Genomic DNA, 22,774 nt, shown 5'->3' on the forward strand with positions numbered 1-22,774 from the left:
ATAGTTTGCTTTAAGCAGCGACAAGAAAAAAACGGCGCCGGAATCCCGAAACATACTCCGCACGCCATCCAATGGCATGATAGTGGCCTCGCTTCTTAATCCACCAGCCTCTCTCCCGAACATGTCGAACCTGATCGTACATGGCGGCCTCCCGTTACGCGGCGAGATCGTGCCATCCGCCAACAAGAACGCTGTCCTGCCCATTCTTTGCGCCACGCTGCTGACCGACCAGCCACTGCGGCTCATCGGCGTACCCGAGATTACCGACGTCAAGAAGATCCTCGAGATCTTCCGCACGCTCGGCAGCAACGTGTCGATGGACTTTGCCACCGGCATTCTCGATTTGCATCACCACGCTACGTCCTTCGATCCGGTCGCGCACAGGCTGCCCGAGGAGATGCGCTCTTCGATCATGCTGGTGCCGCCGCTGCTGGCGCGTTTCGGCGTTGCACGTCTGGAAAACGACGTGAAGGGCTGCACGCTGGGCGTACGCGAGATCGATCCGCACGTCGAGGTGTTCGAGCGCTTCGGCGCGAGCATCGAGCGCACCACCGACTCGCTGATCGTGCGCGCGAGCACTCAAATGGCGGCAAATCATCATTGGCTGGACTACGCGTCAGTCACTACCACTGAGAATTTCGTGCTGTGCGCGGCGTCGGCCAATGGTACGTCGACCTTGGTCAATGCAGCATCGGAACCGCATGTGCAGGAGTTTTGCCGTTTTCTGGCCATGCTGGGTGTCCCGATCGACGGCATCGGCACCTCGCGTCTGAGCGTGGAAGGCGGCCATAAACTCGGCGGCGGCGAGTTCCGGTTCAGCGAGGATTTCCACGAAATCGCGACCTTTCTCGCGCTTGGCGCAATCACCGGCGGCGACATCAAGGTCAAAAACAGCGCGCCCGATCAGTTCCCGCTGATCGACCGAACTTTCGCGAAGTTCGGCGTGCAGGTGGAGCATCGCGATGGCTGGTCGCACGCCGTTCGGGAAGGCCCATTGCGGGTGCGCCGCCCTTTCACCCAGAATATTCTCACCAAGGTGGAAGCGGCGCCCTGGCCGTATCTGCCCGTCGATCTGCTCCCCATTTTCATCGCCCTTGGCGTGAAGGCGGAAGGCAGCGCGATGTTCTGGAACAAGGTCTATGACGGCGCCATGGGCTGGTCCGTTGAACTCTCCAAGTTCGGCGCGCACGTGTTCCTGTCGGACCCTCATCGTTTGATCACTTTCGGCGGACTTCAGTTAAGTCCCGCGAAGGTTGAGAGTCCGTACATCATCCGCGTGGCAATCGCACTGCTCATGGTCGCAGCAAGTATCGAGGGGCGCTCGGAAATCACCAACGCGCTACCGATTCGCCGTGCGCACCCCAACTTTGTCGAAAACCTGCGCTCGGTGGGCGCGCGCGTGGAATGGACCAGCAGCGAGTGATCGTTTAAGGCGATTCACGACAACCTGAGCATCACGGAGCAAACCTTGCACGAACATCGCCTCGAGACACTGCAGGTAGGTGCACTGCGCATGCGTGTGGCCAGCCAGGGCAGCGGCCCGCTGGTGCTGCTATGTCATGGATTTCCGGAGTCCTGGTACGCCTGGCGGCACCAGCTGGCGGCGCTGTCGGCCGCCGGGTTCCGCGCCGTCGCGCCCGACATGCGTGGCTATGGCGGCACCGATGCGCCGCCGGAAGCGGAGTCGTACACGATGCTGCATCTCGTCGGCGACATGGTCGAACTCGTCAATGTTCTCGGCGAGAGCGAGGCGGTGATCGTCGGCCACGACTGGGGCGCGCCGGTGGCCTGGAACGCGGCGATGCTGCGGCCCGATCTGTTCCGTGCCGTCGCCGGCATGAGCGTGCCGTTCCATCCGCCTGCGCGGGAGGACCTGCTCAGTGCGCTCGCGCGGCAAGGTGTGCAAACGTTCTATATGCAGTATTTCCAGACACCCGGCGTTGCTGAGCGCGAGTTCGAAGCTGATCCCGAAGCCACCATTCGGCGCGTCACCTTCAGCATGTCGGGCGATGGGCCCGACCACGTGGTGGCAGGCATACTCGCTCCCGGCACAGGTTTTCTCGACAACACAGTGGACCCCGAGACGCTGCCAGACTGGCTGAGCAGCGAAGAAATCGCTTACGTGGCGGGCGAATTCGCGCGCACAGGCTTCAGAGGCGGCCTGAACTGGTACCGCAGCATTCGGCGCTCGTCGGAACTCATGAGCGCGTGGAGAGGCTGCGTGATCCGGCAGCCATCGCTATTTGTGGCCGGCGCGGAAGACGACGTCCTGAAGTTTCCGGGCGCGCAAGCCCGAATCGCGAATCTGGCGCGCGTACTGCCCGGACTGCGCGGATGCCATATTCTCGATGGTGCGGGTCACTGGATTCAGCGCGAGCGTTCGGCAGAGGTCAGTGAGTTGCTGGTTGCGTTCCTGAAGGGACTGTAGGCAGCGTGCTGCCTCGCCAGACAAAGATCAATGCGCCACGATGTCTTGCAGGAACCGGCTGGCTCTTGGGTGCACAGGCTGTCTGAAGAATACTTCAGGGGCGGCCCGTTCGAGTATCTGCCCCTCATCCATAAACACGACGCGGTCGGCCACCTCTCGCGCGAAGTTCATTTCATGGGTGACGCAAAGCATCGTCATGCCGCCTTTCGCCAGCGTCTTCATGACTTGCAGCACCTCGCCGACCATTTCCGGATCGAGCGCGCTCGTCGGCTCATCGAAGAGCATGACAGCCGGGTCCATCATCAAAGCACGAGCAATGGCTACCCGTTGCTGCTGACCGCCCGACAAGGTAGCCGGATAAGCATGAAGCTTGTGGCCCAGGCCGACCTTGTTCAGCAGTTCGACCCCTTTCGCTTCGGCCTCCTTGCGCCTCATCTTCGACAGATGCAGCGGCGCAAGGACGAGATTGTCGAGCGCACTCATATGTGGAAAGAGATTGAATTGCTGAAACACGAATCCCACCTGGGTGCGTAACGCATTCAGATTCGTGCCGCGCTGATGAACCGATTTGCCGTTCAATGTGATCGCACCCTTGTCGATCGTATCCAGGCCGTTGACGGTTCGAATGAGAGTCGACTTTCCAGAACCGGACGGACCGCAGATCACGACGACTTCACCTCGAGCGACCTTCTCAGTTACACCCGTCAGCACATGATGGGTTCCAAACCACTTGTGGACATCGCTAAGCTCGATCATTTTTGCACTCTCGCTACTTTCACAAAACCGCGTCGCGTTTTTGGCACAGATATCCCTGTGCGGCGGTTGATCACACGATGTTCCAGCCAGCGCGCGGTTCGCGTCAGGAAAAAACACACGACGAAATAAATGGCTGCCAGCAGCACATAGACTTGTACGGGCTTGACGAGAAGCAGGCTGTTCACCTGGGTCGCGGCGAACGTCAGTTCCTGCACGCCAATCACGTAACCGAGCGATGTCTCCTTGATCGTCGAGATGAACTCGCTGAGCATGCTCGGCAATACGTTGTAGAGCGCCTGCGGCACGATGATATGGCGCATCGTTCCGAAATAACCGAGCCCCAGCGATCGCGCCGCTTCGCTCTGCCCGCGTGGTATCGCTTCAATGCCGGACCGGATGACTTCAGCAAGGTAAGCCGACTGATAGATCACCAACGCACAGATCAGCGTGACGAGCGCCGACACGGTCAAATGTGTCAAAGCGGGCAGCAGAAAATACGCCCAGAAAATAAACATCAGCAAAGGCAGTCCACGCACCACCTGGATAATGGCGAATGCCGGCCAGCGCAACACCCGGTAGCGGCTCGTGCGGCAAAGTGCGAGTACGAGTGCCAGGGGCAAGGAGGCCGCGATGCAGACCAGCGCCACCACGATGGTCAGTGCCACGCCACCCAAGGGACCCTGCGGATACGGGCCCACCAGAAACGTCTGCCAGTGGTCGATCAGAATGTCGATCATCGCCGCACCTCCCATGACGTGAAGCGCGTCGAAATCACTGATCCCGCGAACATGATGGCGAACGAGAACAGCAGATAGACCGCGGTCGCGACAGCGAATGCTTCGAACGTTCTGAACGAATTGCTATCGACCTCTTTTGCCTGGTAGGTCAGTTCCGCGACGCCGACTGCCATCGCAAGACTGGTGTTCTTGAAGAGCAGGAGCGCCTGATTGACAAGCGAAGGCAAGGATATCCGTAACGCCTGCGGCACGATGACGAGCCGCGCAGCCTGAAGGTAGGTCAGCCCCAATGCCCGGCTGGCCTCGATCTGTCCTCGCGGAATGGCTCGAAATCCGCTGCGCAGGTCTTCCGACACGTAAGCGGCTGCACACAGCACCAGCGCGACGAGCGCAAGCGGAAATTCGCTTCCATGCGTTGTCAGATAGTTACGCACGAACGCCGGGAACAGGCTGGGCGCCGCGAAATACCAGAACAGCAACTGGACCAGCAACGGAACGTTGCGGTGATATTCGACGTAGGCGCCGATCAGCCACGCTGCGGCTCGTGACTGACCGAGGCGCACCACCGCGAGAACTACGCCGAGGATAAAACTCAGCGCCCACGCCATGACGAACAGCTCGAGCGTAACGCCGATCCCACCAAGCAGCCATTGCAGATATTCGCCGTGCAGCACCACGCCGAAGTCGAAGCGATAATTCATATGTCTCCTCCCCTGTCCGACCGGGTTCTCTGCCCGCAATCAATCGCGTATCGGTTCGAAACGGAAGTTCCGCTGGACCTTGTATTCGCTATTGGCACCCAGCCAGGTCTGGAAGATTGCGTTAGCGCGGCCGGACGTTTCCATGCCCGCGAGCGCGTCGTTCACCGCTTTCTCAAACGCCGGCTCGCCCTTGCGCAAGCCGATGCCCCATGACTCGACGAACACAGGTTTATCGATGATCGATAGCGGCGTCGAAGCCGCTCCCTGCCGCTGCATCTTGAGCACGGCAAGTTCCGAAGCACACAGTGCATCGGTCTTACCTTGCAACACGGCGAGGAAACCACTCGTCGGATCGGGATAGCTGACGATGTTTGCGGATGGAATCAGGCGCTTGATGGCCTGTTCGGCAGACGACCCTTTGACGATCGCAATTCGCTTGCCGGCCAGCTGATCCAGCGTGGTCAGTCCAGAATCCTTTCTGACCAGCAACTTCGATGGCCCGGCAAAATAGCCGTAGCTGAAATCGATCTGCTGAGCACGTTGCTTCGTATAGCCGAGGTTCGCGGCCACAACGTCGACCCGTCCCTGCAGCAACTCGGGAATGCGAGCGTCGACCGACACCAGCTTCAATTCCAGTTTGACCTTCAATGCGTCGGCAAGCGCGTGGCACATGTCGACGTCGTACCCCACCGTCTCACGGCTTTTTGCATCCTGGAAGCTGAAAGGGGGCGCCGTGCCAAGCGTTGCGCAAATGAGCGTGCCGCGCTGCCTGACGTCGCTGAGTTCATCCGCATGAGCAGAGACGGCTGACGATAAACAGACGCTGGCCAGAAACAGGCCGAGGATTCTGGACATGGGTGTAGTGCTCCGTTGAGTGGTTCAGACAAGTGACTCGCATGCTTCCTTGATGCGCAAGCACGCTTCCTCGACGATATCGATACGGGTCGCAAACGATAGCCGGATCGACGGCGACACCCCATAGGCTGAGCCATCGAGAACCGCCACGCCCGCATGCTCGAGCAGATAGGAAGAAAAATCGACGTCGTTCCCGATGCGCCTGCCCGATGGCGTTGCCCTGCCAATTACGCGTTCACATGAAGGAAAGATATAAAACGCGCCGGCAGGAGACACGCATTCCAGCAGATCGACGGTGTTCAGGATGGCCATCGCCCGGTCGCGTCGTTGTTTGAAAGTCGCCACGCAGTCGGCTACAAACGCCTGCGGCCCCGTCAATGCGGCAGCGGCGGCAGCCTGGCTAATCGACGAAACACACGAAGTGGTTTGCGACTGCAACGTCGCGAGTTGCTCGATCAACGCTTTCGGTCCAGCGCCGTAGCCGACTCTCCAACCTGTCATCGCATACGCTTTCGATACGCCGTTCACGACGAGCGTCCGTTCGGCGAGTTCGGGCGCCACCTCGAGGAGCGTTAGCGCTTTGCCGTCAGAGTAATGAAAATGTTCGTAAATGTCGTCCGTCAGCAACCAGACGTGGTCGTGCGCGAGGATCACGTCGGCAAGCTCGCGCAGCTCGCCTCTTGTGTAGGACGCACCCGTCGGATTGTTCGGCGAATTCAGTACCACCCAGCGTGTGCGGGGCGTGATGGCGCGTTCGAGTTGAGCCGCCTGCATTTTGTAGCCGGCCTCCACGCGCGTCGACAAGACAACGGGCGTGCCTCCGCTTAGCAACACCATGTCGGGATACGAAACCCAGTAAGGCGCTGGAATAATGACCTCGTCGCCGGTGTTCAACGTCGCCGCAAAGGCGTTATGCAACACCTGTTTGGCGCCAGCACCGATGAAAATCTGCGACGCGTCGAAAACGAGACCGTTCTCGCGTCGAAATTTTTCGGCGACCGCTTGCCGAAGTTCGAGCGTGCCGTACGAACCGGTATATTTGGTTTCGCCCCGCGCCATTGCCGCGATCGCAGCGTCCTTGACGAATTCGGGCGTGTCGAGATCCGGTTCGCCGATCGTCAGATCAAGAATGGTGCGACCTTGCCGAACCAGTTCGGTGACTCGCGCCCGCGCCGCCGAACTGGGAGACGGTTTGATTCTGGCAAGCCGCGCGGAAAGGGGAACGGTGTTGACAGCCATGTTAGCGATTCCCCTCCAGCCGTTGAAGCGCTGTCGCGATCCAGTCCCGGTCCTGAGAATGCGAGCGGATCGCGATTCTGAAATCGGCCTCCTTCTTCAGATGACTGGTTGCGGCCGCCAACACCTGTTCGGCGTCGTCAGGGCGGATTGCAAGCAGCCCATCAGCATCGCCAACGATCAGGTCACCGGGAAACACTGCCATACCGTCGATCGAAATCGCCGTATTGATCTCTCCGGGACCGTCCTTGTAGGGACCTCGATGCGTAACGCCCCGTGCATAGCAGGGGAAATCCGCTTCACGAAAGGCCGATACATCACGAATCGCGCCGTCCACGACAAAGCCTGCCATTCCACACTCGATCGCCATCAGCATCATCAATTCGCCAACCAACGCGTTCTGGAGCGCACCACCGCCGTCGATGACAAGCACATCGCCGGGCCGCACACAGTCGAACGCTTTGTGAATCAGGAGATTGTCTCCCGGCCGGGTTTTTACGGTGACGGCATTGCCAAGCAGCGCGCGCGTGCCGTGGAGCGGTCGCAGATTTGTCGTACCAAACGAGCGGCCCATACAGTCGCTCAGCGCTGCAAGCGGCACGTTCTCGAACTGCTTCCTGCGCACCGCGCTCAGCCCTTCCGTGCGCTCCAGAATTCGGTATCCTGGCCTATCCATTGCCTGCCTCCAAAAAATGACATCCGTTTCCGCATGAAGATGTTCGACGCTTGCAGGCAAGTCTAGGACATGACAAAAATGCTAAAAAGCGATAAATTTTCGTCTCTGAGTACGAATATTTTTCCTGGATAATCGATCATGAACCCGACGTTCAAACAACTCGAAGCCTTCTACTGGACGTCGAAGCTCGGCAGCTTCAGTGCGGCATCGGCGCATTTGCACACGACACAATCCGCCGTATCCAAGCGCGTCGCTGAACTGGAAAGCGCGTTATCGGTGACGCTATTCGAGCGTAATCAGAAGCGCCCTGCGCCGACGAGCAAGGGTCGCGCACTGCTTGGGCTTGCAGCGCAAGCGCTCGACGTGATGTCGCAGATCGCTGCTGAGGCTGAAAGCGAGGACGAGTTTGCGGGACGGTTTCAGCTCGGCGTCACCGAGCTCTCCGCGCTGACGTGGTTGCCCCAGTTCATTTCACTTGCCAGAAGCCGCTTCCCTCGCCTGACACTTGAACCCGATGTCGATTCGGGGCGAACATTGCTGGACCGGCTGGACGACAACGTACTGGATCTGGTCGTGGTCCCGGGGGACGGTAACTGGCATAAGCGCTACAACGCGACCCAGGTTGGGACAATCAGAAACATGTGGATGGCGAGCCCCCTGCTTGTTCCGTCCAATCGGGTCTGGAAAGCAAGCGAACTCGTGAACCACACATTGCTGATGCAATCGCCAACCTCATCGGTGATGAGAATTTATGAAGACTGGTTACGCGCGAACGGCGTTTCGACAAAGCAGGCGATTCGTACCAATAGCCTGCCCGTGTTGGGGCAACTGACCGCGGCCGGACTCGGCATTAGCGCGCTACCGGTCGACTATTTTCAGAAAGAGATTGCCGACGGGCAATTGAAAATTATCAGGACGCGCCCTGCAACGCCGTCGATCGACTACTACGCCGTTCTTCGAGAAGACCGCAGTGACGCAGTCGCACGCGAAATCGCCCGGCTAATCAAAATTTCATGCAAGTTCCAGAAGCGGCTGGATGCGAATGCAAATGGCTAATCGAGCGGCGCCCGGGACCGGGCGCCACATCGGGGTGGTTGACTACGTGGATTTACCTGGATCCTAACCTGGCGAGGAATTCCGAAACCTTCGCCAGCCCCGTCTCAAGTACGTTCCGGTTGTTCGCATACCCGATGCGTACGTAACCCTCCATATCGAGCGCACTGCCCGGCGTGAACATCACACCGGTTTGCTCGATGAGCTCCGTGCAAAATTGCAAGGACGAAATCGGCAGATCGAACTTCAGGAGTGCGGTCGTTCCCGACTTCGGCTTGATATACGAAATGGCCGGTTCCTTCGCAACCCATGCGTCCAGAATCGCCAGATTGGTCCGCACGATGTCGTGGTTGCGCGCGAGAATCGCCGCACGGTTCTCGAGTGCGATTGAAGCGAAGTGATCGTCGATCATGCCGACGCTGATCGTGTTGTAGTCGCGATGAATCGCAACCGCGTGAATCAGGTCCTTCGGCCCGGCGATCCAACCAAGCCGCAAGCCGGCAAGCGAGTACGTCTTGGACATGCTGCCCGTACTGATGCCACGCTCATACACGTCCGCAATCGAAGCCGTATAACCCGTGCCATGCTGATCTGTGCCGCGATAGACCTCGTCACAAAGCACATACGCGCCACACGAACGCGCGATGTCTCCGATCTCGGTCAGAAACGCTTCATCCATCAGCGAGCCGGTCGGGTTGTTCGGATTGTTGATTGCGATGAGTCGGGTTTTGTCGTTGACGAGACTGCGAAGTTCGGCAAGATCCGGAAGGAAACCGTTTTCCTCGCGCAGCTTCAGAATCCGCACGTCCGCACCATAGCTCTCGGGAATCGAATAGTGCTGCTGATATGTGGGCAGCACCGAAATCACCGTGTCGCCGGGTTCGACCAGGGTCTGATACACCAACGCATTACCCCCGATCGCGCCGTGCGTGACGATCACGTTGGCGGGCGACTGGCGCGCGTACATCGACGATATCGCTTCACGGAGCCGCATCGATCCCTCGATAGCGCCGTACGTGAGTTTGAGCGGCCGTAGCTCGTCGAGAATGCTGTTCTGCTTGCCGGCGAGCGTGAGCAACTCGTCCACGGTCAGCGACTCGACACAGGTTTCGGCCAGGTTGTAAGTGCATTGGGTCTCGTAGAGATCCATCCAGCGCTCGACGCCGAAGTCCTTGATCTTCATTTCACTCTCCTTCGCAATTCGTTACGCAACGGTTCGTTATGCAATGGTTCATTACGCAGTGATTTATCGATGAAGCGAGTCCGCCACGGCCATCTATCGGAATCGCTCGGGACGGAACGGATGGGGGTCGGTGAAAGGCTCGCCGCCCGTCATCATTTCCGCGAGCAAGCGGCCCGTCACCGGACCGAGCGTCAATCCATGGTGGTTATGCCCGAACGAGAACCACAGCCCTTGATGGCGAGGCGCGCGCCCGATGACAGGCCGCATGTCCGGCGTACACGGCCGCAACCCGAGCCATGGCGCGTCGTCGAGACGGCGCCCCAGACCGAATATCGGCCGGGCAACGGCTTCCGCGCGATCCAGCTGAACGCCCGTCGGTGGTGCATCGCATCGGGCGATTTCCACGCCGGTAGTCAGCCGCAGGCGGCCTTGCATGGGCGCAACCACATACCCTTTTTCCGTGTCGACCAGCGGTATCGAGAGCATCGATTTCGTGGCCTCATAGTGCATGTGATAGCCGCGCTTTGCCCGCAGCGGTATCCGATATCCGAGCGGCTCAAAGACTTTGTCGGACCAAGGCCCGAGCGCGACGACGACCTCTTTGGCACTGATCGTGCCTTGCGATGTCTGCACAGTCCATGCATCGGCTTCCTGACGCACCGTGGCCGCCTCGCCGGTGAGCAGCACGCCGCCGCCCTCCTCGAACAGTCGCGCATAGCCCTTTGTCAACGCACCCGGACTGGAGATGCTCTTCGGGTCCTGCCAATGCAATGCACCGCAAAAACCCGGTGCGATACCGGGTTCGCGGGCCACCAATGCATCGGCGTCGCACGGCGCCACGCGCAGTCCGTATGTCCTCGCCGTGACTTCGGCAGCCGATCCCTGCCGCTCATATTCCGAGCGCGTGCGAAATGCCTCGATCCAGCCGCCGTCGTGTGCGAGGCTTTGGAGGCCGGCACGCTCGATCAGCACGTCGTGCTCGGCGACGCTTCGCCGGATCAACGGCAACATGTCGCGCGCGGCCGCTTCAAGCCGCTCGGGAGACGACTCCCACCAGAATCGCGCGAGCCACGTCGCAAAAGACGGCAGCGCCTTGTAGTCCCAGTAAAGATCGGTCGACTGGTTACGCATATAGCGCAGCAACGTACCGAGATCGCGCGGAAAACCGTAGGGAACCACCGACGAGCTTTCGATCAGCCCGGCATTGCCGAAACTGGTCTCTTCGCCGGGGCCGCGTCGATCGACGAGCCCCACGCGGCGGCCGCGGTCCTGCAGATGCAGCGCAGACGACACGCCGACGATCCCGGCTCCCAGCACGATCACATCGAAATCCATAAACTCGCTCGAATGTTCATTTCGGATCCCGATGCGATTCGGCTCGCACCGGGTCATGAACCGGTTACTTCGCGATGATGTCGCGCTTGAAATACTTCTGCGACAGGTTGCTGAGCGTGCCGTCTTTCTTTAGCGCGGCGAGCGCGGCGTCGATCTTTCCGGCCAGGGCCTTGTCACCCTTGCGCATGCCGAAGCCCGTGCCTTCGCCGAGCGTTGCCGGATCGCTGAGCGGCTGGCCGACAATCGCATAGTCGTGGCCTGACGGCTTGTTCAGGAAACCATCCTCAACAGTCTGCGCTTCCTGGACGGCGGCATCCAGACGGCCGGCAACGAGATCGGCGTACACCTGATCCTGATCCTGGTACGACACGATCGATACGCCGGCATTCGCCCAGTGGCGCTTAAGAAAATCTTCCTGCGACGATCCCTGCAGCACACCGACGCGTTTGCCCTGCAGGCTCTTCGCATCGGGCAACAAGGGCGAACCGCGCTTCGCCACCATCACGATCGGCACCACGTAGATCGGCGGTGTGAAATCGATGGACTGTTTGCGCTTGTCCGTAATGTTCATTGCGGAATTGATGACGTCGAATTTGCGCGCCTGCAATGCGGGAATCAATCCGTCGAACGAATTCTCCACCCACTCGCATTTCACGCCCATCTTCGCGCAGACCGCGTTGCCGACGTCGACGTCGAAGCCCTGCAATTGCCCCGTCGGCGACTTGCTTTCGAACGGCGGATACGCAGCCTCGATGCCGAAGCGCAAGGTGCTTTGAGTCTCGGCGCTGACAGTGCCAACCGAACCGATTAAAGCAGCAGCGACGAAAAGTGAGAGTGAAAGCTTCAGACGCATGATGGTTCCCTATGAAATTGGGGTTCACAAAATTAGGGTACGGGGCGGTAACGGGCAGCGCGACCTCGAGAAGACGCGTGAGGTGCCAGAAAGGCCGGTTCTCACACTCGTTCTGGAACAACAGTCTATTCTGGACACTAACAATTGCAAGCGATTTTCAAAATAAAAGTCCAGACTGGACTTTTTGACTTTAGAATCGGGCTGACGCCGCTAGCCGGCAACGATGTGGAGAGCAGGCCCATGAGCAGCACAGACACAGTATTCCCGTTGATCGTCCAGCAGGACGCAGTACGTAAAGCACTGCCCCACCTCGACGTGCGCGGCGCGTTGACCCGCATGTTTCTCTCGCTCGCGAACGATTCCGCGGTGCAGCCGCCCCAGACCTTCACTCCGTTTCCACAAGGGGTTGGCGATTTCATTACGTACCTCGGGGTCATGGCGGACGCCAAGGTATTCGGAGCAAAGATGTCGCCGTACATCGTGACCGATGCGAAACCGGTCATTACGGCATGGACCGCGTTGATGTCGATGGAAACGGGGCAGCCTTTGATGTGGTGCGATGCGGGTCTGCTCACCATCGAGCGCACCGCCGGCGCAACGGCACTTGCGGTGGAACACCTTGCGTCGCCCGACGCGCGCCGGCTCGCCATCGTCGGCGCGGGCGCCGTGGGGCAGGCGCATTTGCGCCAGCTCGCGCCACTACGAGCGTGGGACTCGATCAATGTGTTTTCACCCGAGCTTGCGAGAAACGAGGCAAAGCGCGCGGAGGTCGGCGCCCTTCATGAACGCGTGCGGATTTGCACCCAGCTCGATGAGTGTGTGCGCGATGCCGACGTGGTCGCGTTGTGCACATCCTCAGGCACGCCTGTACTGTCGGACAACCTGCTGACCAAGCCGGCACTCATCACGTCGATCAGCACGAATATCGCCAATGCGCATGAAATTCCACCGGCGTGGATTCAGGACATGGACGTCTATTGCGACTACCGGCGAACCACGCCGGCCAGCGCGGGTGAAATGAAATTGGCGGCGCAACTGCATGACTGGTCGCCGGAAAGCGTTCTGGGCGATTTGCCCGAACTCGTATCCGGCAGCGCAAGGAAACCCTCCGGGCGGCGACACGTCTTCTTCCGCTCAATCGGACTCGGACTGGAAGATGTAGCGATCGCCTACGCGTTGTTCAGGCACGCAACCGGGCAACCGATCGATTGAACAGGATCGATGCGGCAGTGCGTGGGTTGCCGCAAACAGGGGCGAATATTGCCCGTGGCAAAATAGTGCATCGCACGAATATGCGTTGCACATTAACGCACACGCCGGCAGACCCGGCTAAACCGAAAAATCTCATGCTTCCCTATGCGAAAGACTAAGACCACACCCGCGCGCCGGCTTTTGCTGGATCGCTACGGCCGTGTCGCCGACGGTATTGCGCTGCTCTTCTTTCCGTACGTCGAAATCGTTATTCATGACCTGCATAGCCAGACGATCGCGTACATTGCAAACAACCTGTCAAAGCGTGAGCTGGGCGATGAATCGGCGCTGGAAGAGATTGATCATTCAGCGCAGTCAGGCACGATCGGTCCGTACGAAAAGATCAATTGGGACGGCAGACGAATGCGCTGTGTCAGCACGGTGCTCTTTGACGACGCAGGCGCGGCTGTCGGCGTGATGTGCGTGAATTACAACATCGCCGTCTTTGAGGACATGAAACATGTCATCGACCGCGTGGTGTCGGGCGCGGGTCTGGTGAAGCAGCCTGAGGAGCTGTTCAAGGACGACTGGCAGGAACGCATCAACACGTTTCTCCACGCATGGCTTCAGGAACGCCAGCTGGCACTCAACTCCCTGACCCGGGAACACCGTCGCGAACTTGTCGAGGCATTGTGGGAGGAAGGCGCCTTCAAAGGAAAGAGCGCGGCTAATTATGTTGCCAACGTTCTGGGCATGGGCCGTGCGACCGTCTATCAGCATATAAGGGATTTACGCGGAGCCGCAGCCTAGGCTGAACCGGATTCAACGGCTGGCGACCGCCGACTACGGCCTCTGATATTTTCAGAAGGCAACCGCACGATATATCAGGAGCGAGTTGCACGACCGATATACCACCGAGGCAAATTACAGTCCGCTATACTTTCAATTGCCTGAAGGTAGTCCGGTGCGCGATATGTTTGGCCAGGCATAACCGCATGCTGCCGTGTCCGAGTCGGCTGATCCACGCGTCAATCGCTCGGCGATGCGAAAAACCACCGCAATATTGTCGGAGACGGGCACATGAGCACGACAATTTCAATCGAAGAGCCGCCTCGCCTCATCGGGATCGTGACCAAGATCTACTCGAGTTTGCTGGTCATTGGTTTTGCGCTCCTTCCCGCCTACCTGATTGCCTATCTGGCTTTCTTTCAAGACCCAAGCCTGAAGTTCGAAAACCACGGGTTCCATGAAATCGCGATCGCTGCTGCAACGCTCGAGGGGCTGTTTGTCACCTATGTGACCTGGCGTTGTTTTCTGTCGTCGGGTGAACCGCTGTTGCGGTGGTTGACTTTGGGTTTCCTGGGCTTCGTGCTGGTCTATGCGCTGCACGGCGCGTTCACCGGCATGGCGCATCACAATATCTGGCTATTCCTGCTGTATGGACCCGCATCGCGTCTGGTGATGTCGGTGCTTCTGCTGATTGGACTTCTCTCGTACCACCGCGCACCGGAACCGCTCAAGCAGCGCTCGAATCCGCGCCCGTGGCTCATGTGGATCGCTGTGTTCGTCGTGATCGACGTGGTTGTCGGAATCATTGCGAACTCGCCCATTGCGGGCGACCTCGCCGTGCGGCTAACCATGGAAGGCGGAGCGCTTGTCTTCTCGACGCTGAACGTCACGGTGCTGATGCTGCGTCGCATTCGCTCGCCACTGATGGTGATCTATGGCATCTCAATCACCTTCTTCGCGCTGGCGTCGCTCGCGTTCATTCTCGGCAAGCCGTGGAATCATATGTGGTGGCTGGCACACGCGATCTTCGCCGCCGGCTTTTTCCTGCTGAGCTATGGCGTCGTGCAAGCGTTTCGTACAACGCGTTCGTTTTCGACGATCTACAGCCAGGAAGAACTGATGGCTCGCCTCGCCGAAGCAATGGCACGCACGGAAAGCGCGCTGCAGGAACTCCAACGCACCAATCACAAGCTCGAGCACCTCGCCGCGACCGATCCGCTGACCGGTGCCGCGAACCGGCGCGAATTTATCCAGCAAGTGGAGGCGGAAATCGCACGAGCGAGGCGCGATGGTGCGCCGTTCTCGCTGCTGGCGCTGGATCTCGACCACTTCAAACTGATCAACGACAACTACGGCCATCAGGTAGGTGACGAGGTGTTGCAGCGATTCGTGCAGAAATGCCTCGATGCCATTCGGCCCTATGACGGCGTGGCGCGAGTGGGTGGCGAAGAGTTCATGGTGCTGCTGCCTAGAGCTGCGCTGGAGGTGGCACGTTCGATCGCGGAGCGCGTTCGGGGCGCTGTGGCTACCGAGGAGTTCTATACCGGAACCGGGCGAGCCGTCGCCGTTACTGTCAGCGTTGGCGTCTCCGAGTTCGGCCGAGACGGCGACACGATCGACACCCTTTTACGCGTTGCCGATGAACGCCTGTACCGGGCCAAGCACGATGGCCGTAACCGTGTGGTGGCGGGATAGAGGCGTTTAACAGGTGACGCTCTTTGCCACCTACGGGTTTTTCCTGGTCTCAGCCTATGTCGATACCGGTGTCGCCGGATCGTCGTAGGAGTATGTTCAACTTCTCCAGTGAAAGGCCCGCACACCATGACTACCGGAACAATCCGTCTCCATCGCGTCCTGAACGCTAAGCCCGAACGTATCTATCGAGCCTTCCTCGAACCCGATGCGATCGCGAAATGGCTTCCTCCCTACGGGTTCACCTGTCAGGTCCACCACATGGATGCACGCGTGGGTGGCACTCACAAAATGTCCTTCCGTAACTTCGGCACCGGCAATGGCCACTCGTTCGGCGGCGAGTACGTCGAACTGGTGCCGTTCGAGAAGATCCGCTACACGGACCGATTCGACGACCCCAACCTGCCCGGCCAGATGGACGTCACGATTTCCTTGCGGGCGGTGTCCTGCGGAACCGAGCTCACGATCGTGCAGGAGGGTGTGCCCGAGGTCATTCCAGTGGAGATGTGCTACCTCGGCTGGCAGGAGTCGCTGGTCCAGTTGGCAAAGTTGGTCGAACCGGTCATCCCTGACTGACGAAACCGGCATCGGCGCAACGGCGTACGCGCTACCGGTCAGTGCGTCCTCTTCGTGCTTACCGCCGGACGTCTAGCGAGTGGTAAGGCTCAAGGCTTTGGTACCTTGCCAAGGCCGAGCTTTTCCATCGCCTCATGGGCATCGATCACCAACGTGGCGATCTCGCTCACCGTGACCCGGAGACTCGTCGCTCTCGAGCGAATGTGCTCGTATGCGTTACTCTCGCTGAGCTGGTGCGCCTCCATAAGGATGCGGATGGCCTTCTCGATGTGGCGTCGCGCCTTGATCGCCTCCTCAAGCTTGGCGACCTTGCTATGCAAGCGCTGCTGATAGCCTGAGGACGCGCGCGCGAGCACCAGCGTGCTCAGAATGCCGGTAGACCGGTAGGGCTTGGTGATGACGCCATGCGCCTGTGTATCCACCAGCATTTTCAGCGCCGTTGGATTTTCGTAGTCGGATAACGCGATCAACGTGGCTTCGGTATCGGCTGCGCACCAGTTGCCCGCGCTGCGGGTTTCGGGGCCGACGAGAAAGAAAATCGCATCGACATCGGCGGGCAATTGCGACGGAAACGGCCAGAGCACGCGCACCGGACAGCCGATCCGGCGCAACTGCTCTTCCAGAACAATACGGTCCTCACCCGGCGGATGAATCACGAGGACGCGCAGCGTGCGTAGATCGTCGAACAGACGACGGGCCCCCGTGCTCATGCCGATTCTCCGTCGAGCCAGAATTCCGCGAATCCGTACGTCGTCAGATAGGGATCGGGTTTGACCGGACCTCGCCCCTCCCAGACGATATCGAACGAACCGTCCGGCCTGCACACGGCAATGCGTGGCGTCAGGATCGCGTGATTGTTCTCCGGATCGATTTTCAGCACTCCCTCCGGCGAATCGAATTCGACTTCGTGTACCGCCTCCACCAGCCTGGCCGTATCGAGACTTCCGCAACGGGCCAGCGCCAGCGCAAACAGATGCACCTGGTTATACGCCATCTCCGACCACATGCTGGCCGGTTGATCTCCGAATCGTGCATGCCATGATTTCAGAAAGCGCTGGTTACTCGCAAGGTTCAGCGTGTTGACGTAACTCGCCGAGACGATGTGGCTGCCACACAGTTCGGAGCCGATCATCCGCGTTTCGCCCTCCGTCATTGTCAAGCTTGCGATCGGAATCTGTGCCGGGTCGATACCGTGCTCGCGATACAACCGATAAAAGTCGCGCGCGCCTCGCCCGATCAGCGTGGAGAACACGACGTCAGGCTCGATGTCCTTGATCTGACGTACCACCTCTTCCAGCGCCGCTGGATCCGCATCGCTCGGCAGATAGAGTTCCTCCACGATTTCGCCGCCATGCTGCTCGACCATGTCGCGCATGATCCGATTCGATTCTCGCGGATAGATGTAGTCGGCGCCAACCAGAAAAAAACGGCGGCCGTGATTGCGCAGCAGATAAGCAGCCAGTTGCATGCTGTTCTGGTTCGGTACCCCGCCGGTGTAGATCACGTTCGGCGAATACTCGAATCCTTCGTAGATCGAGCAGTACCAGAGCAATGCGTTGGTGCGCTCGATCACCGGCAAAACCGCCTTTCGGCTCGACGAAGTCGAACAGCCGAAAATCACGGTCACGTCGTCTTCCTGCAGCATCCGCGTGGCGAGCCGGCGATATTCGTCCGGATCGCTCTTCGGATCGTAAACAACCGGGTCGAGCAGGCGTCCGCCCACGCCGCCGGCCGCGTTGACTTCCTCAATCGCGAGCACGGTGCCGAAAAAATGCTCCGATCCGGTCGCCGAAGTCACGCCCGTGCGCGAGTACAACACGCCGATGCGCCAACCATCGTCCGCGGGCGCCGGATTGGCCGACTGTCGCGAGCTCGCCTCCATTTCGTCTCCTCCTTGCATCGCTTCCTCGTTGCTCAGGTCGCGGGAAAACGTCTCACTGCTGCCGCGATCGCCTGCTCGGCAAATGCGGCGGTGTCGAGGCATCGGGCATCGTCCCAAGGGCGGCAGATCACCTGCACGCCGATCGGAGCGCCGCGTGCGCCCCTCAATCCCGGCACGTTCACGCACGGGCAACCGAGCAGGGTCCAATTGCGATTGAACGCGGGGTCGCCCGTGGACGCGTGGCCTTCGGGCGCTTCGTCAGGCGCGCTCGGCGTCAGCAAGCCGGTGATGCCGTCGAATAGTTCGGCAAGCCTCGCCTTCGCCTGTTCCGCGAGCACACATGCCTTGATATAAGTTGCCGTATCGACTCTCGCTGCACGATCAAGAAAACCAGCGAGCATCGGCGATAGATCCACACGATGATGATCGTACTCGAAGCCCAACGACTGATACGCCTCATAGCTCTGGATCGTATCGTGCGCGGCAACCAGCTCGGCCATCCACGGCGCGAAACGCACACGCCGCACGCGCCCTCCCGCCTGCTCGATGGCGCGCACCGCCGTGTCGAGCGCGTCGCTTGCATTCGCCGACGGCGCGGTCCATGGGTAGCTGTCCGGCACGCCGAACACCGGGCCGGCCGTCACGCCGCCCAGTGCAAGTGACCTGCCCGACAGGGCCTGAGCGAAGAACGCCACGTCACGCACACCGGCGCCGAACAGGCCGACCGTATCGAACGACCACGAGAAGCACTTCATGCCGACGGTCGGCAGCATGCCGAGTGTGGGCTTGTAGCCAGCGATGCCGCAGAACGAAGCGGGCCGGATGGTTGAGCCGCCGGTCTGCGTGCCGATCGCGAAAGGCACGATGCCGGCTGCCACTGCGGCGGCCGACCCGGACGAAGATCCACCCGGGGTACGCGTCAGATCGCACGGATTGCGCGTCACTGGCGGCGTCATATAGGCGAATTCGCTGGTGACGGTCTTGCCGATGACAATGCCGCCGTTACGCCGCAGTAACGTGACAATCGCGGCATCGGATTTCGGCTGATAACCTGCGTAAATTGGCGAGCCGTAGCCGGTGACCAGGTCGCTCGTGTCGAAGATATCTTTCACCGCGATCGGTATGCCGGCCAACGGACCCGTTGCACCAGCGGCCGAGGTCAATGCCGCTTCCCGTTGCGCGACGGCCGTCATCGCCCTCACCTCGGGCTCGACTTCCTCGATGCGCGCGAACGACTCGAGAACGGCGCGTTCGCGCTCGCGCGGGTCGTCGGCGGTTTTCTCGAGCAGGTCCAGTCCTGAGCGGGGTCGATAGAAGGAGTTTGCGTTCGTCATATGCCGCCTTTCGTCATGGTCGTCCTGAATGTTGCTTACACGCGCAGGTGTTCGAAGATCGATCCTACCGCTGCTTCATCTTTCGCGTTGCCATGCTCGAGGATCTCACCTTGTTTGAGTACCGCGTAGCGATCGGCAACCTTCAGCGCGAACGGAACATTCTGCTCTACCAGCAGCAGCGTCGTGCCGTGCTGGCTGCGCTCCCATAGCAGCGCGTCGGCAAGCCGGTCGATCACGGACGGTTGCAACCCCTCCGTAATCTCGTCGAGCAAAATGAGCGATGGGCGCATCATGAGCGCGCGCGCCACCAGCAGCATCTTCTGTTCGCCGCCGGAAAGCGTGCCGGCCAACTGCTTCAGGCGACTTGCGAACACCGGGAACACGGGCTCGATCGCGGCAAAGCGTTCGTCGAACGCCGACGCCTTCTCGAGTCCAAGACGCAGATTGTCGCGAATGGTGAGGTCCTGAAACAAGGCATGTTCCTGCGGAGCGTAAGCAATACCTTCTCGTGCAATCTGGTGAGGCGCCATGCGCGTGATGTCTTGCCCGCGTGCACGGATGGCGCCCGCCTTTTTCGGCAGATAGCCCATGATTGTCTTGAGCACCGTCGTCTTGCCCATGCCGTTCTTGCCGAGCAGCGCGACGGCCTCGCCGTCGGCAACGGTGATCGACAGCTTGCGCAGCACGACCGAAGCCTTGTATCCGCTCGTCACGTCCTGCAACTCCAGCGCAATCTGGCTCATGACGCCTCCCGTTGTCCGACGTTTTCGCCTGCCGCGGCGCTTTGCGCAGTCCCGGCATAAATCGTTCTGACCAGCTCAGAGTTGACGACTTCGTCGAAGTTGCCTTGCATCACGATGCGCCCCTGATGCAGGACCACGATACGTGTAGCAATTCCGGCCACGAAGTCGAGGTCGTGCTCCACCAGCAGACAACAAAGCCGATACTGGTGAGCCAACGCGGCGAGCACGTCGCCAATTTGCGTGCGCTCCGTTTTGGTCAAGCCTGCCGTGGGCTCGTCGAGCAGTACGATACGCGGCTCCAGTGCGAGCACCATCGCCAGTTCCAACGCCTGCTGTTGGCCATGCGAAAGATCCTTCGCCACGACGCCCAGCCTCTGATCGAGATGCGTGGTACGCAGTACCTCCAGCGCATAGGGCGGCAGCGCAAGCGTCGTGGAGCGCCGCAGGAGCGATGGCCGCTCGATGATGGTGCCGGCGATTCTCAGGCACTCCGCAACGGTAAGCGTCTCGAAGATATTTGCGTTCTGGAACTTGCGTCCCAAGCCGAAATGCACGCAGCGATCCGGCGGCAATTTACGGACATCGTTGCCACATAGCGCGACCGTGCCGGCAGAACGTTCGGCGCCGTCGCTCATGCAGCGCATAAGCGTCGTTTTGCCCGCGCCGTTCGGTCCGATGAGGCCAACCAGTTCACCACCATCGGCATTCAGATCGATGCCTTGCAGCACTTTCAGACTGCCGTAATGTTTGGCGACGCCGTTCATCTGCAACGCCGGCACTGACAGCTCCCGTTCACGAGCTGCGCCGACGTTTCGCTCCACCAGCTCCGGTTCGGCGCCGTGACCCGCCAGATGGCGTAGTGGCTTGAGCAACAGCGGCACCAAACCTTGAGGCAACAGCACGATCACGGCCACGAACGCGGCGCCCAGAATCAGTTGCCACGCGAATGGCATGCTGCCGCTGAGATAGGCGGTCCCGACATTGATCAGAAGCGCGCCGATCACCGGCCCCCACAACGTTCCCCGACCGCCGAGCGCAACCCAGATGATCAGTTGGGTGCCGAGGACAAACCCAGCCAGCTCTGGCGCGACCACGCCGCTGAACGATCCGTAGCCGAATCCGGCGAGGCCGGCAATGGCCGCGGTTGCAACCAGCAAGACGATCTTGACGAGCGAGGTATTGATGCCGAGGTACGCGCAACGTGATTCGTTGTCGCGAATCGCAGCCAGCACCCGGCCGCCGTCGCTACGCACGAATAGCCACGCGATCGATGCAACAGCCAATAGAGCCACGCCGGCGAGCCAGTACCAGGCCTGCAGCGAAAGATCGAAGGTCTCATAGCCGGTGAGTCCCGAACTCGAGCCGGTCCACGCGCCGCCGGAGAGCAGCAACTGACTGAGAACGATCGGCAATACGAGCGACATCACCGTCGCGAAAAACGGCGACGCGCCGCGATAGAACGACAGCCAGCCGAGCAATGCGGCCACGGCCGCGGTCACCGCGATAGCCACTACCACGGCGAGCACCACGTAACCCGCGGAAAAACCGCCGTGCGTAAAGACAAGACCCGCGGCATAGGCGCCCAGACCGAAGAACGCCGACTGCCCGAACGTGAGATATCCGGTGTACCCCCACAGGATATCCACGGTCACGGCTACGATTGAGAAGAAAAAGGCCTGAATGAGGACGTTGAGCAGATACGAGCCGAACACGAGCGGACCCGCTGCCAGCAGCACGACAGCCAGGCCACCGGCCACGAGCAGTCCGCGTCCGTGAATCGTTCTCTCGGTGCTTGCCCGCTCATCGCCTTGCATAGCTTGATCACCAGCTCGATGTGGCGAAGCGTCGACTTTAGCCATGAGAGAACCCCTTCGGACGAATGCGCAGCGTGAGCGCCGCCAGCACCGCGATAGTCAATCCGCCCAGCACCGGACTCACGAACGTGCTGACCAGCACCTGGCAAGCGCCGAATACGAGGCACGTCACCAGCAGACTGAGCATCGAGTGTCCTGACACCATGACCAGCATGAACGCGCTCACCAGCCACGGCAGTCCCATGTCGGGGTCGACGCTCGACAGCGGCGTGATGAGCGTGCCGGCGAGCGAACCGAGCGCGGCGCCCAGACTGAAGGTGATGAAACGGATGCGGCCGGAATGAATGCCGAGCCCTCGCGCCAGGTCCTCATTCATGATCACCGCGCGCGTCTTGATGCCGAAGCGCGTTCCCGTGAGCAGCGCGCTCATGAGGACGCACAGACCGAGTGCAATCGGGATCAGCAGCAAACGATAGGCCGAGTAATCGGTCCCACCGATGGTGACGGCTCCTTTGAGCGGCGTCTCCACGAACTGCGCCTCGCGGCCGAAGGTCATCACAATGAGCTGTCCAATCACGATTCCGAGCCCCCAGGTGGCAAGGATCGCGTCGAGTGGACGCTTGTAGAGCGGGCGCACGATCACCTGCTCGACGAGCATGCCCACGACGGTGCCCACCACGACCGCGAGCGGCAGTCCGAGCCATGGACTCAGCTTGAGTTGCGTCACGACGAAGCTCGCGTATGCGCCTATTGTCAGTAGCGCACCGTGGGCGAAATTGACGATTTTCATCACGCCGAAAATCACCATTAACCCTGCGGTCACGATGAACAGCACCGCCGCGGTTGTGAAAATATCGAGTGCCAGAACCATTGTCTTCTCCAGTCGCATCCGCCTGTGGGTCGCCTGTGGGTCGCCTGTGGGTCGCCTGCGAATGCGCAT

The 22,774-nt window shown here is 60.2% G+C and carries 22 protein-coding genes; 7 read left to right on the forward strand and 15 right to left on the reverse strand.

Annotated elements, in window-relative coordinates; translation table 11 throughout:
• Nucleotides 1-121: 121 nt before the first annotated feature.
• Both R8871_RS10625 and R8871_RS10630 read left to right on the forward strand, forming a co-directional pair.
• Nucleotides 122-1,423, forward strand: a complete 1,302-nt coding sequence (locus R8871_RS10625; RefSeq protein ID WP_175050397.1) for a UDP-N-acetylglucosamine 1-carboxyvinyltransferase — start codon at nt 122-124, stop codon at nt 1,421-1,423.
• Between the two features lie 45 nt (nt 1,424-1,468).
• Nucleotides 1,469-2,428 (forward strand): alpha/beta fold hydrolase, encoded by a 960-nt coding sequence (locus R8871_RS10630; RefSeq protein WP_246287520.1) that lies wholly within the window; start codon nt 1,469-1,471, stop codon nt 2,426-2,428.
• A 27-nt stretch (nt 2,429-2,455) separates the two neighbouring features.
• On the opposite strand, the gene R8871_RS10635 is transcribed toward R8871_RS10630, so the two are convergent.
• From R8871_RS10635 to R8871_RS10660, 6 genes are read right to left on the reverse strand one after another with little or no spacing between them, the layout of a single operon-like run.
• Nucleotides 2,456-3,184, reverse strand: a complete 729-nt coding sequence (locus R8871_RS10635; protein WP_175050398.1) for an amino acid ABC transporter ATP-binding protein — start codon at nt 3,182-3,184, stop codon at nt 2,456-2,458.
• Nucleotides 3,181-3,921 carry an amino acid ABC transporter permease gene (locus R8871_RS10640; RefSeq protein WP_175050399.1) on the reverse strand — a complete coding sequence of 247 codons (741 nt, stop codon included), beginning with the start codon at nt 3,919-3,921 and terminating at the stop codon, nt 3,181-3,183. Before R8871_RS10640 ends, R8871_RS10635 begins: the two co-directional genes overlap by 4 nt.
• The gene (locus tag R8871_RS10645) at nt 3,918-4,622 is read right to left on the reverse strand and encodes an amino acid ABC transporter permease (RefSeq protein ID WP_175050400.1); all 705 of its coding nucleotides are present in this window, start codon (nt 4,620-4,622) and stop codon (nt 3,918-3,920) included. Before R8871_RS10645 ends, R8871_RS10640 begins: the two co-directional genes overlap by 4 nt.
• Nucleotides 4,623-4,661: 39 nt before the next feature.
• Entirely contained in the window at nt 4,662-5,477 is an 816-nt protein-coding gene (locus tag R8871_RS10650) for an ABC transporter substrate-binding protein (RefSeq protein WP_175050401.1), read from the reverse strand.
• Between the two features lie 24 nt (nt 5,478-5,501).
• Nucleotides 5,502-6,716 carry an aminotransferase class I/II-fold pyridoxal phosphate-dependent enzyme gene (locus R8871_RS10655; RefSeq protein ID WP_175050402.1) on the reverse strand — a complete coding sequence of 405 codons (1,215 nt, stop codon included), beginning with the start codon at nt 6,714-6,716 and terminating at the stop codon, nt 5,502-5,504.
• A 1-nt stretch (nt 6,717) separates the two neighbouring features.
• Nucleotides 6,718-7,449 (reverse strand): RraA family protein, encoded by a 732-nt coding sequence (locus tag R8871_RS10660; protein WP_246287521.1) that lies wholly within the window; start codon nt 7,447-7,449, stop codon nt 6,718-6,720.
• Between the two features lie 78 nt (nt 7,450-7,527).
• Between R8871_RS10660 and R8871_RS10665 the strand changes: the two genes are divergently transcribed.
• Nucleotides 7,528-8,445 carry a LysR family transcriptional regulator gene (locus R8871_RS10665; RefSeq protein ID WP_175050403.1) on the forward strand — a complete coding sequence of 306 codons (918 nt, stop codon included), beginning with the start codon at nt 7,528-7,530 and terminating at the stop codon, nt 8,443-8,445.
• A 52-nt stretch (nt 8,446-8,497) separates the two neighbouring features.
• Here R8871_RS10665 and R8871_RS10670 read toward each other — a convergent pair whose 3' ends face one another.
• The 3 genes from R8871_RS10670 to R8871_RS10680 form a co-directional block, all read right to left on the reverse strand.
• On the reverse strand, nt 8,498-9,625 hold the full coding sequence (locus R8871_RS10670; RefSeq protein WP_175050404.1) for an aminotransferase: 1,128 nt from the start codon (nt 9,623-9,625) through the stop codon (nt 8,498-8,500).
• A gap of 93 nt (nt 9,626-9,718) precedes the next feature.
• On the reverse strand, nt 9,719-10,960 hold the full coding sequence (locus tag R8871_RS10675; RefSeq protein ID WP_175050405.1) for an NAD(P)/FAD-dependent oxidoreductase: 1,242 nt from the start codon (nt 10,958-10,960) through the stop codon (nt 9,719-9,721).
• A 64-nt stretch (nt 10,961-11,024) separates the two neighbouring features.
• On the reverse strand, nt 11,025-11,813 hold the full coding sequence (locus tag R8871_RS10680) for an ABC transporter substrate-binding protein (RefSeq protein ID WP_175050406.1): 789 nt from the start codon (nt 11,811-11,813) through the stop codon (nt 11,025-11,027).
• 240 nt (nt 11,814-12,053) lie between these two features.
• Here R8871_RS10680 and R8871_RS10685 point away from each other — a divergent pair, with 240 nt between their 5' ends.
• The 4 genes from R8871_RS10685 (at nt 12,054) to R8871_RS10700 (ending at nt 16,061) form a co-directional block, all read left to right on the forward strand.
• Nucleotides 12,054-13,025: an ornithine cyclodeaminase family protein gene (locus R8871_RS10685; protein WP_175050407.1), complete on the forward strand. Its 972-nt coding sequence runs from the start codon at nt 12,054-12,056 to the stop codon at nt 13,023-13,025.
• A gap of 144 nt (nt 13,026-13,169) precedes the next feature.
• The gene (locus tag R8871_RS10690; protein ID WP_054038287.1) at nt 13,170-13,814 is read left to right on the forward strand and encodes a helix-turn-helix transcriptional regulator; all 645 of its coding nucleotides are present in this window, start codon (nt 13,170-13,172) and stop codon (nt 13,812-13,814) included.
• Nucleotides 13,815-14,084: 270 nt separating this feature from the next.
• The gene (locus R8871_RS10695) at nt 14,085-15,488 is read left to right on the forward strand and encodes a GGDEF domain-containing protein (RefSeq protein WP_175050408.1); all 1,404 of its coding nucleotides are present in this window, start codon (nt 14,085-14,087) and stop codon (nt 15,486-15,488) included.
• 126 nt (nt 15,489-15,614) lie between these two features.
• Complete coding sequence (locus R8871_RS10700) at nt 15,615-16,061, forward strand: SRPBCC family protein (protein ID WP_175050409.1); 447 nt, start codon at nt 15,615-15,617, stop codon at nt 16,059-16,061.
• Nucleotides 16,062-16,150: 89 nt separating this feature from the next.
• Here the strand turns inward: R8871_RS10700 and R8871_RS10705 are convergent, their stop codons facing one another.
• The 6 genes from R8871_RS10705 to R8871_RS10730 are packed head-to-tail and all read right to left on the reverse strand — an operon-like array spanning nt 16,151 to nt 22,705.
• On the reverse strand, nt 16,151-16,771 hold the full coding sequence (locus R8871_RS10705; protein WP_175050410.1) for an ANTAR domain-containing response regulator: 621 nt from the start codon (nt 16,769-16,771) through the stop codon (nt 16,151-16,153).
• Complete coding sequence (locus R8871_RS10710; protein WP_175050411.1) at nt 16,768-17,943, reverse strand: transporter substrate-binding domain-containing protein; 1,176 nt, start codon at nt 17,941-17,943, stop codon at nt 16,768-16,770. The genes R8871_RS10705 and R8871_RS10710 overlap by 4 nt, the downstream gene beginning before the upstream one ends.
• Before the next feature lie 32 nt (nt 17,944-17,975).
• Complete coding sequence (locus tag R8871_RS10715; protein ID WP_175050412.1) at nt 17,976-19,277, reverse strand: amidase; 1,302 nt, start codon at nt 19,275-19,277, stop codon at nt 17,976-17,978.
• 35 nt (nt 19,278-19,312) lie between these two features.
• Complete coding sequence (locus R8871_RS10720) at nt 19,313-20,020, reverse strand: branched-chain amino acid ABC transporter ATP-binding protein (protein ID WP_175050413.1); 708 nt, start codon at nt 20,018-20,020, stop codon at nt 19,313-19,315.
• Nucleotides 20,017-21,879, reverse strand: coding sequence for an ABC transporter permease subunit (locus tag R8871_RS10725; protein ID WP_175050414.1), 1,863 nt, complete (start codon nt 21,877-21,879; stop codon nt 20,017-20,019). Before R8871_RS10725 ends, R8871_RS10720 begins: the two co-directional genes overlap by 4 nt.
• Entirely contained in the window at nt 21,872-22,705 is an 834-nt protein-coding gene (locus R8871_RS10730) for a branched-chain amino acid ABC transporter permease (protein WP_175050415.1), read from the reverse strand. Before R8871_RS10730 ends, R8871_RS10725 begins: the two co-directional genes overlap by 8 nt.
• Between the last annotated feature and the right edge of the window lie 69 nt (nt 22,706-22,774).

The sequence above is a fragment of the Paraburkholderia sediminicola genome (genome assembly GCF_902859805.1).
Lineage (GTDB): Bacteria > Pseudomonadota > Gammaproteobacteria > Burkholderiales > Burkholderiaceae > Paraburkholderia > Paraburkholderia sediminicola.

Excerpts from the sequence above, each read along its gene's own strand:
- R8871_RS10715 (WP_175050412.1), bottom strand. The coding sequence starts at position 19,277 with ATGACGAACGCAAACTCCTTCTATCGACCCCGCTCAGGACTGGACCTG.
- R8871_RS10640 (WP_175050399.1), bottom strand. The coding sequence starts at position 3,921 with ATGATCGACATTCTGATCGACCACTGGCAGACGTTTCTGGTGGGCCCG.
- R8871_RS10675 (WP_175050405.1), bottom strand. The coding sequence starts at position 10,960 with ATGGATTTCGATGTGATCGTGCTGGGAGCCGGGATCGTCGGCGTGTCG.
- R8871_RS10645 (WP_175050400.1), bottom strand. The coding sequence starts at position 4,622 with ATGAATTATCGCTTCGACTTCGGCGTGGTGCTGCACGGCGAATATCTG.
- R8871_RS10655 (WP_175050402.1), bottom strand. The coding sequence starts at position 6,716 with ATGGCTGTCAACACCGTTCCCCTTTCCGCGCGGCTTGCCAGAATCAAA.
- R8871_RS10730 (WP_175050415.1), bottom strand. The coding sequence starts at position 22,705 with ATGGTTCTGGCACTCGATATTTTCACAACCGCGGCGGTGCTGTTCATC.
- R8871_RS10625 (WP_175050397.1), top strand. The coding sequence starts at position 122 with ATGTCGAACCTGATCGTACATGGCGGCCTCCCGTTACGCGGCGAGATC.
- R8871_RS10690 (WP_054038287.1), top strand. The coding sequence starts at position 13,170 with ATGCGAAAGACTAAGACCACACCCGCGCGCCGGCTTTTGCTGGATCGC.
- R8871_RS10670 (WP_175050404.1), bottom strand. The coding sequence starts at position 9,625 with ATGAAGATCAAGGACTTCGGCGTCGAGCGCTGGATGGATCTCTACGAG.
- R8871_RS10710 (WP_175050411.1), bottom strand. The coding sequence starts at position 17,943 with ATGGAGGCGAGCTCGCGACAGTCGGCCAATCCGGCGCCCGCGGACGAT.
- R8871_RS10695 (WP_175050408.1), top strand. The coding sequence starts at position 14,085 with ATGAGCACGACAATTTCAATCGAAGAGCCGCCTCGCCTCATCGGGATC.
- R8871_RS10725 (WP_175050414.1), bottom strand. The coding sequence starts at position 21,879 with ATGGCTAAAGTCGACGCTTCGCCACATCGAGCTGGTGATCAAGCTATG.
- R8871_RS10680 (WP_175050406.1), bottom strand. The coding sequence starts at position 11,813 with ATGCGTCTGAAGCTTTCACTCTCACTTTTCGTCGCTGCTGCTTTAATC.
- R8871_RS10720 (WP_175050413.1), bottom strand. The coding sequence starts at position 20,020 with ATGAGCCAGATTGCGCTGGAGTTGCAGGACGTGACGAGCGGATACAAG.
- R8871_RS10700 (WP_175050409.1), top strand. The coding sequence starts at position 15,615 with ATGACTACCGGAACAATCCGTCTCCATCGCGTCCTGAACGCTAAGCCC.
- R8871_RS10650 (WP_175050401.1), bottom strand. The coding sequence starts at position 5,477 with ATGTCCAGAATCCTCGGCCTGTTTCTGGCCAGCGTCTGTTTATCGTCA.
- R8871_RS10685 (WP_175050407.1), top strand. The coding sequence starts at position 12,054 with ATGAGCAGCACAGACACAGTATTCCCGTTGATCGTCCAGCAGGACGCA.
- R8871_RS10665 (WP_175050403.1), top strand. The coding sequence starts at position 7,528 with ATGAACCCGACGTTCAAACAACTCGAAGCCTTCTACTGGACGTCGAAG.
- R8871_RS10635 (WP_175050398.1), bottom strand. The coding sequence starts at position 3,184 with ATGATCGAGCTTAGCGATGTCCACAAGTGGTTTGGAACCCATCATGTG.
- R8871_RS10705 (WP_175050410.1), bottom strand. The coding sequence starts at position 16,771 with ATGAGCACGGGGGCCCGTCGTCTGTTCGACGATCTACGCACGCTGCGC.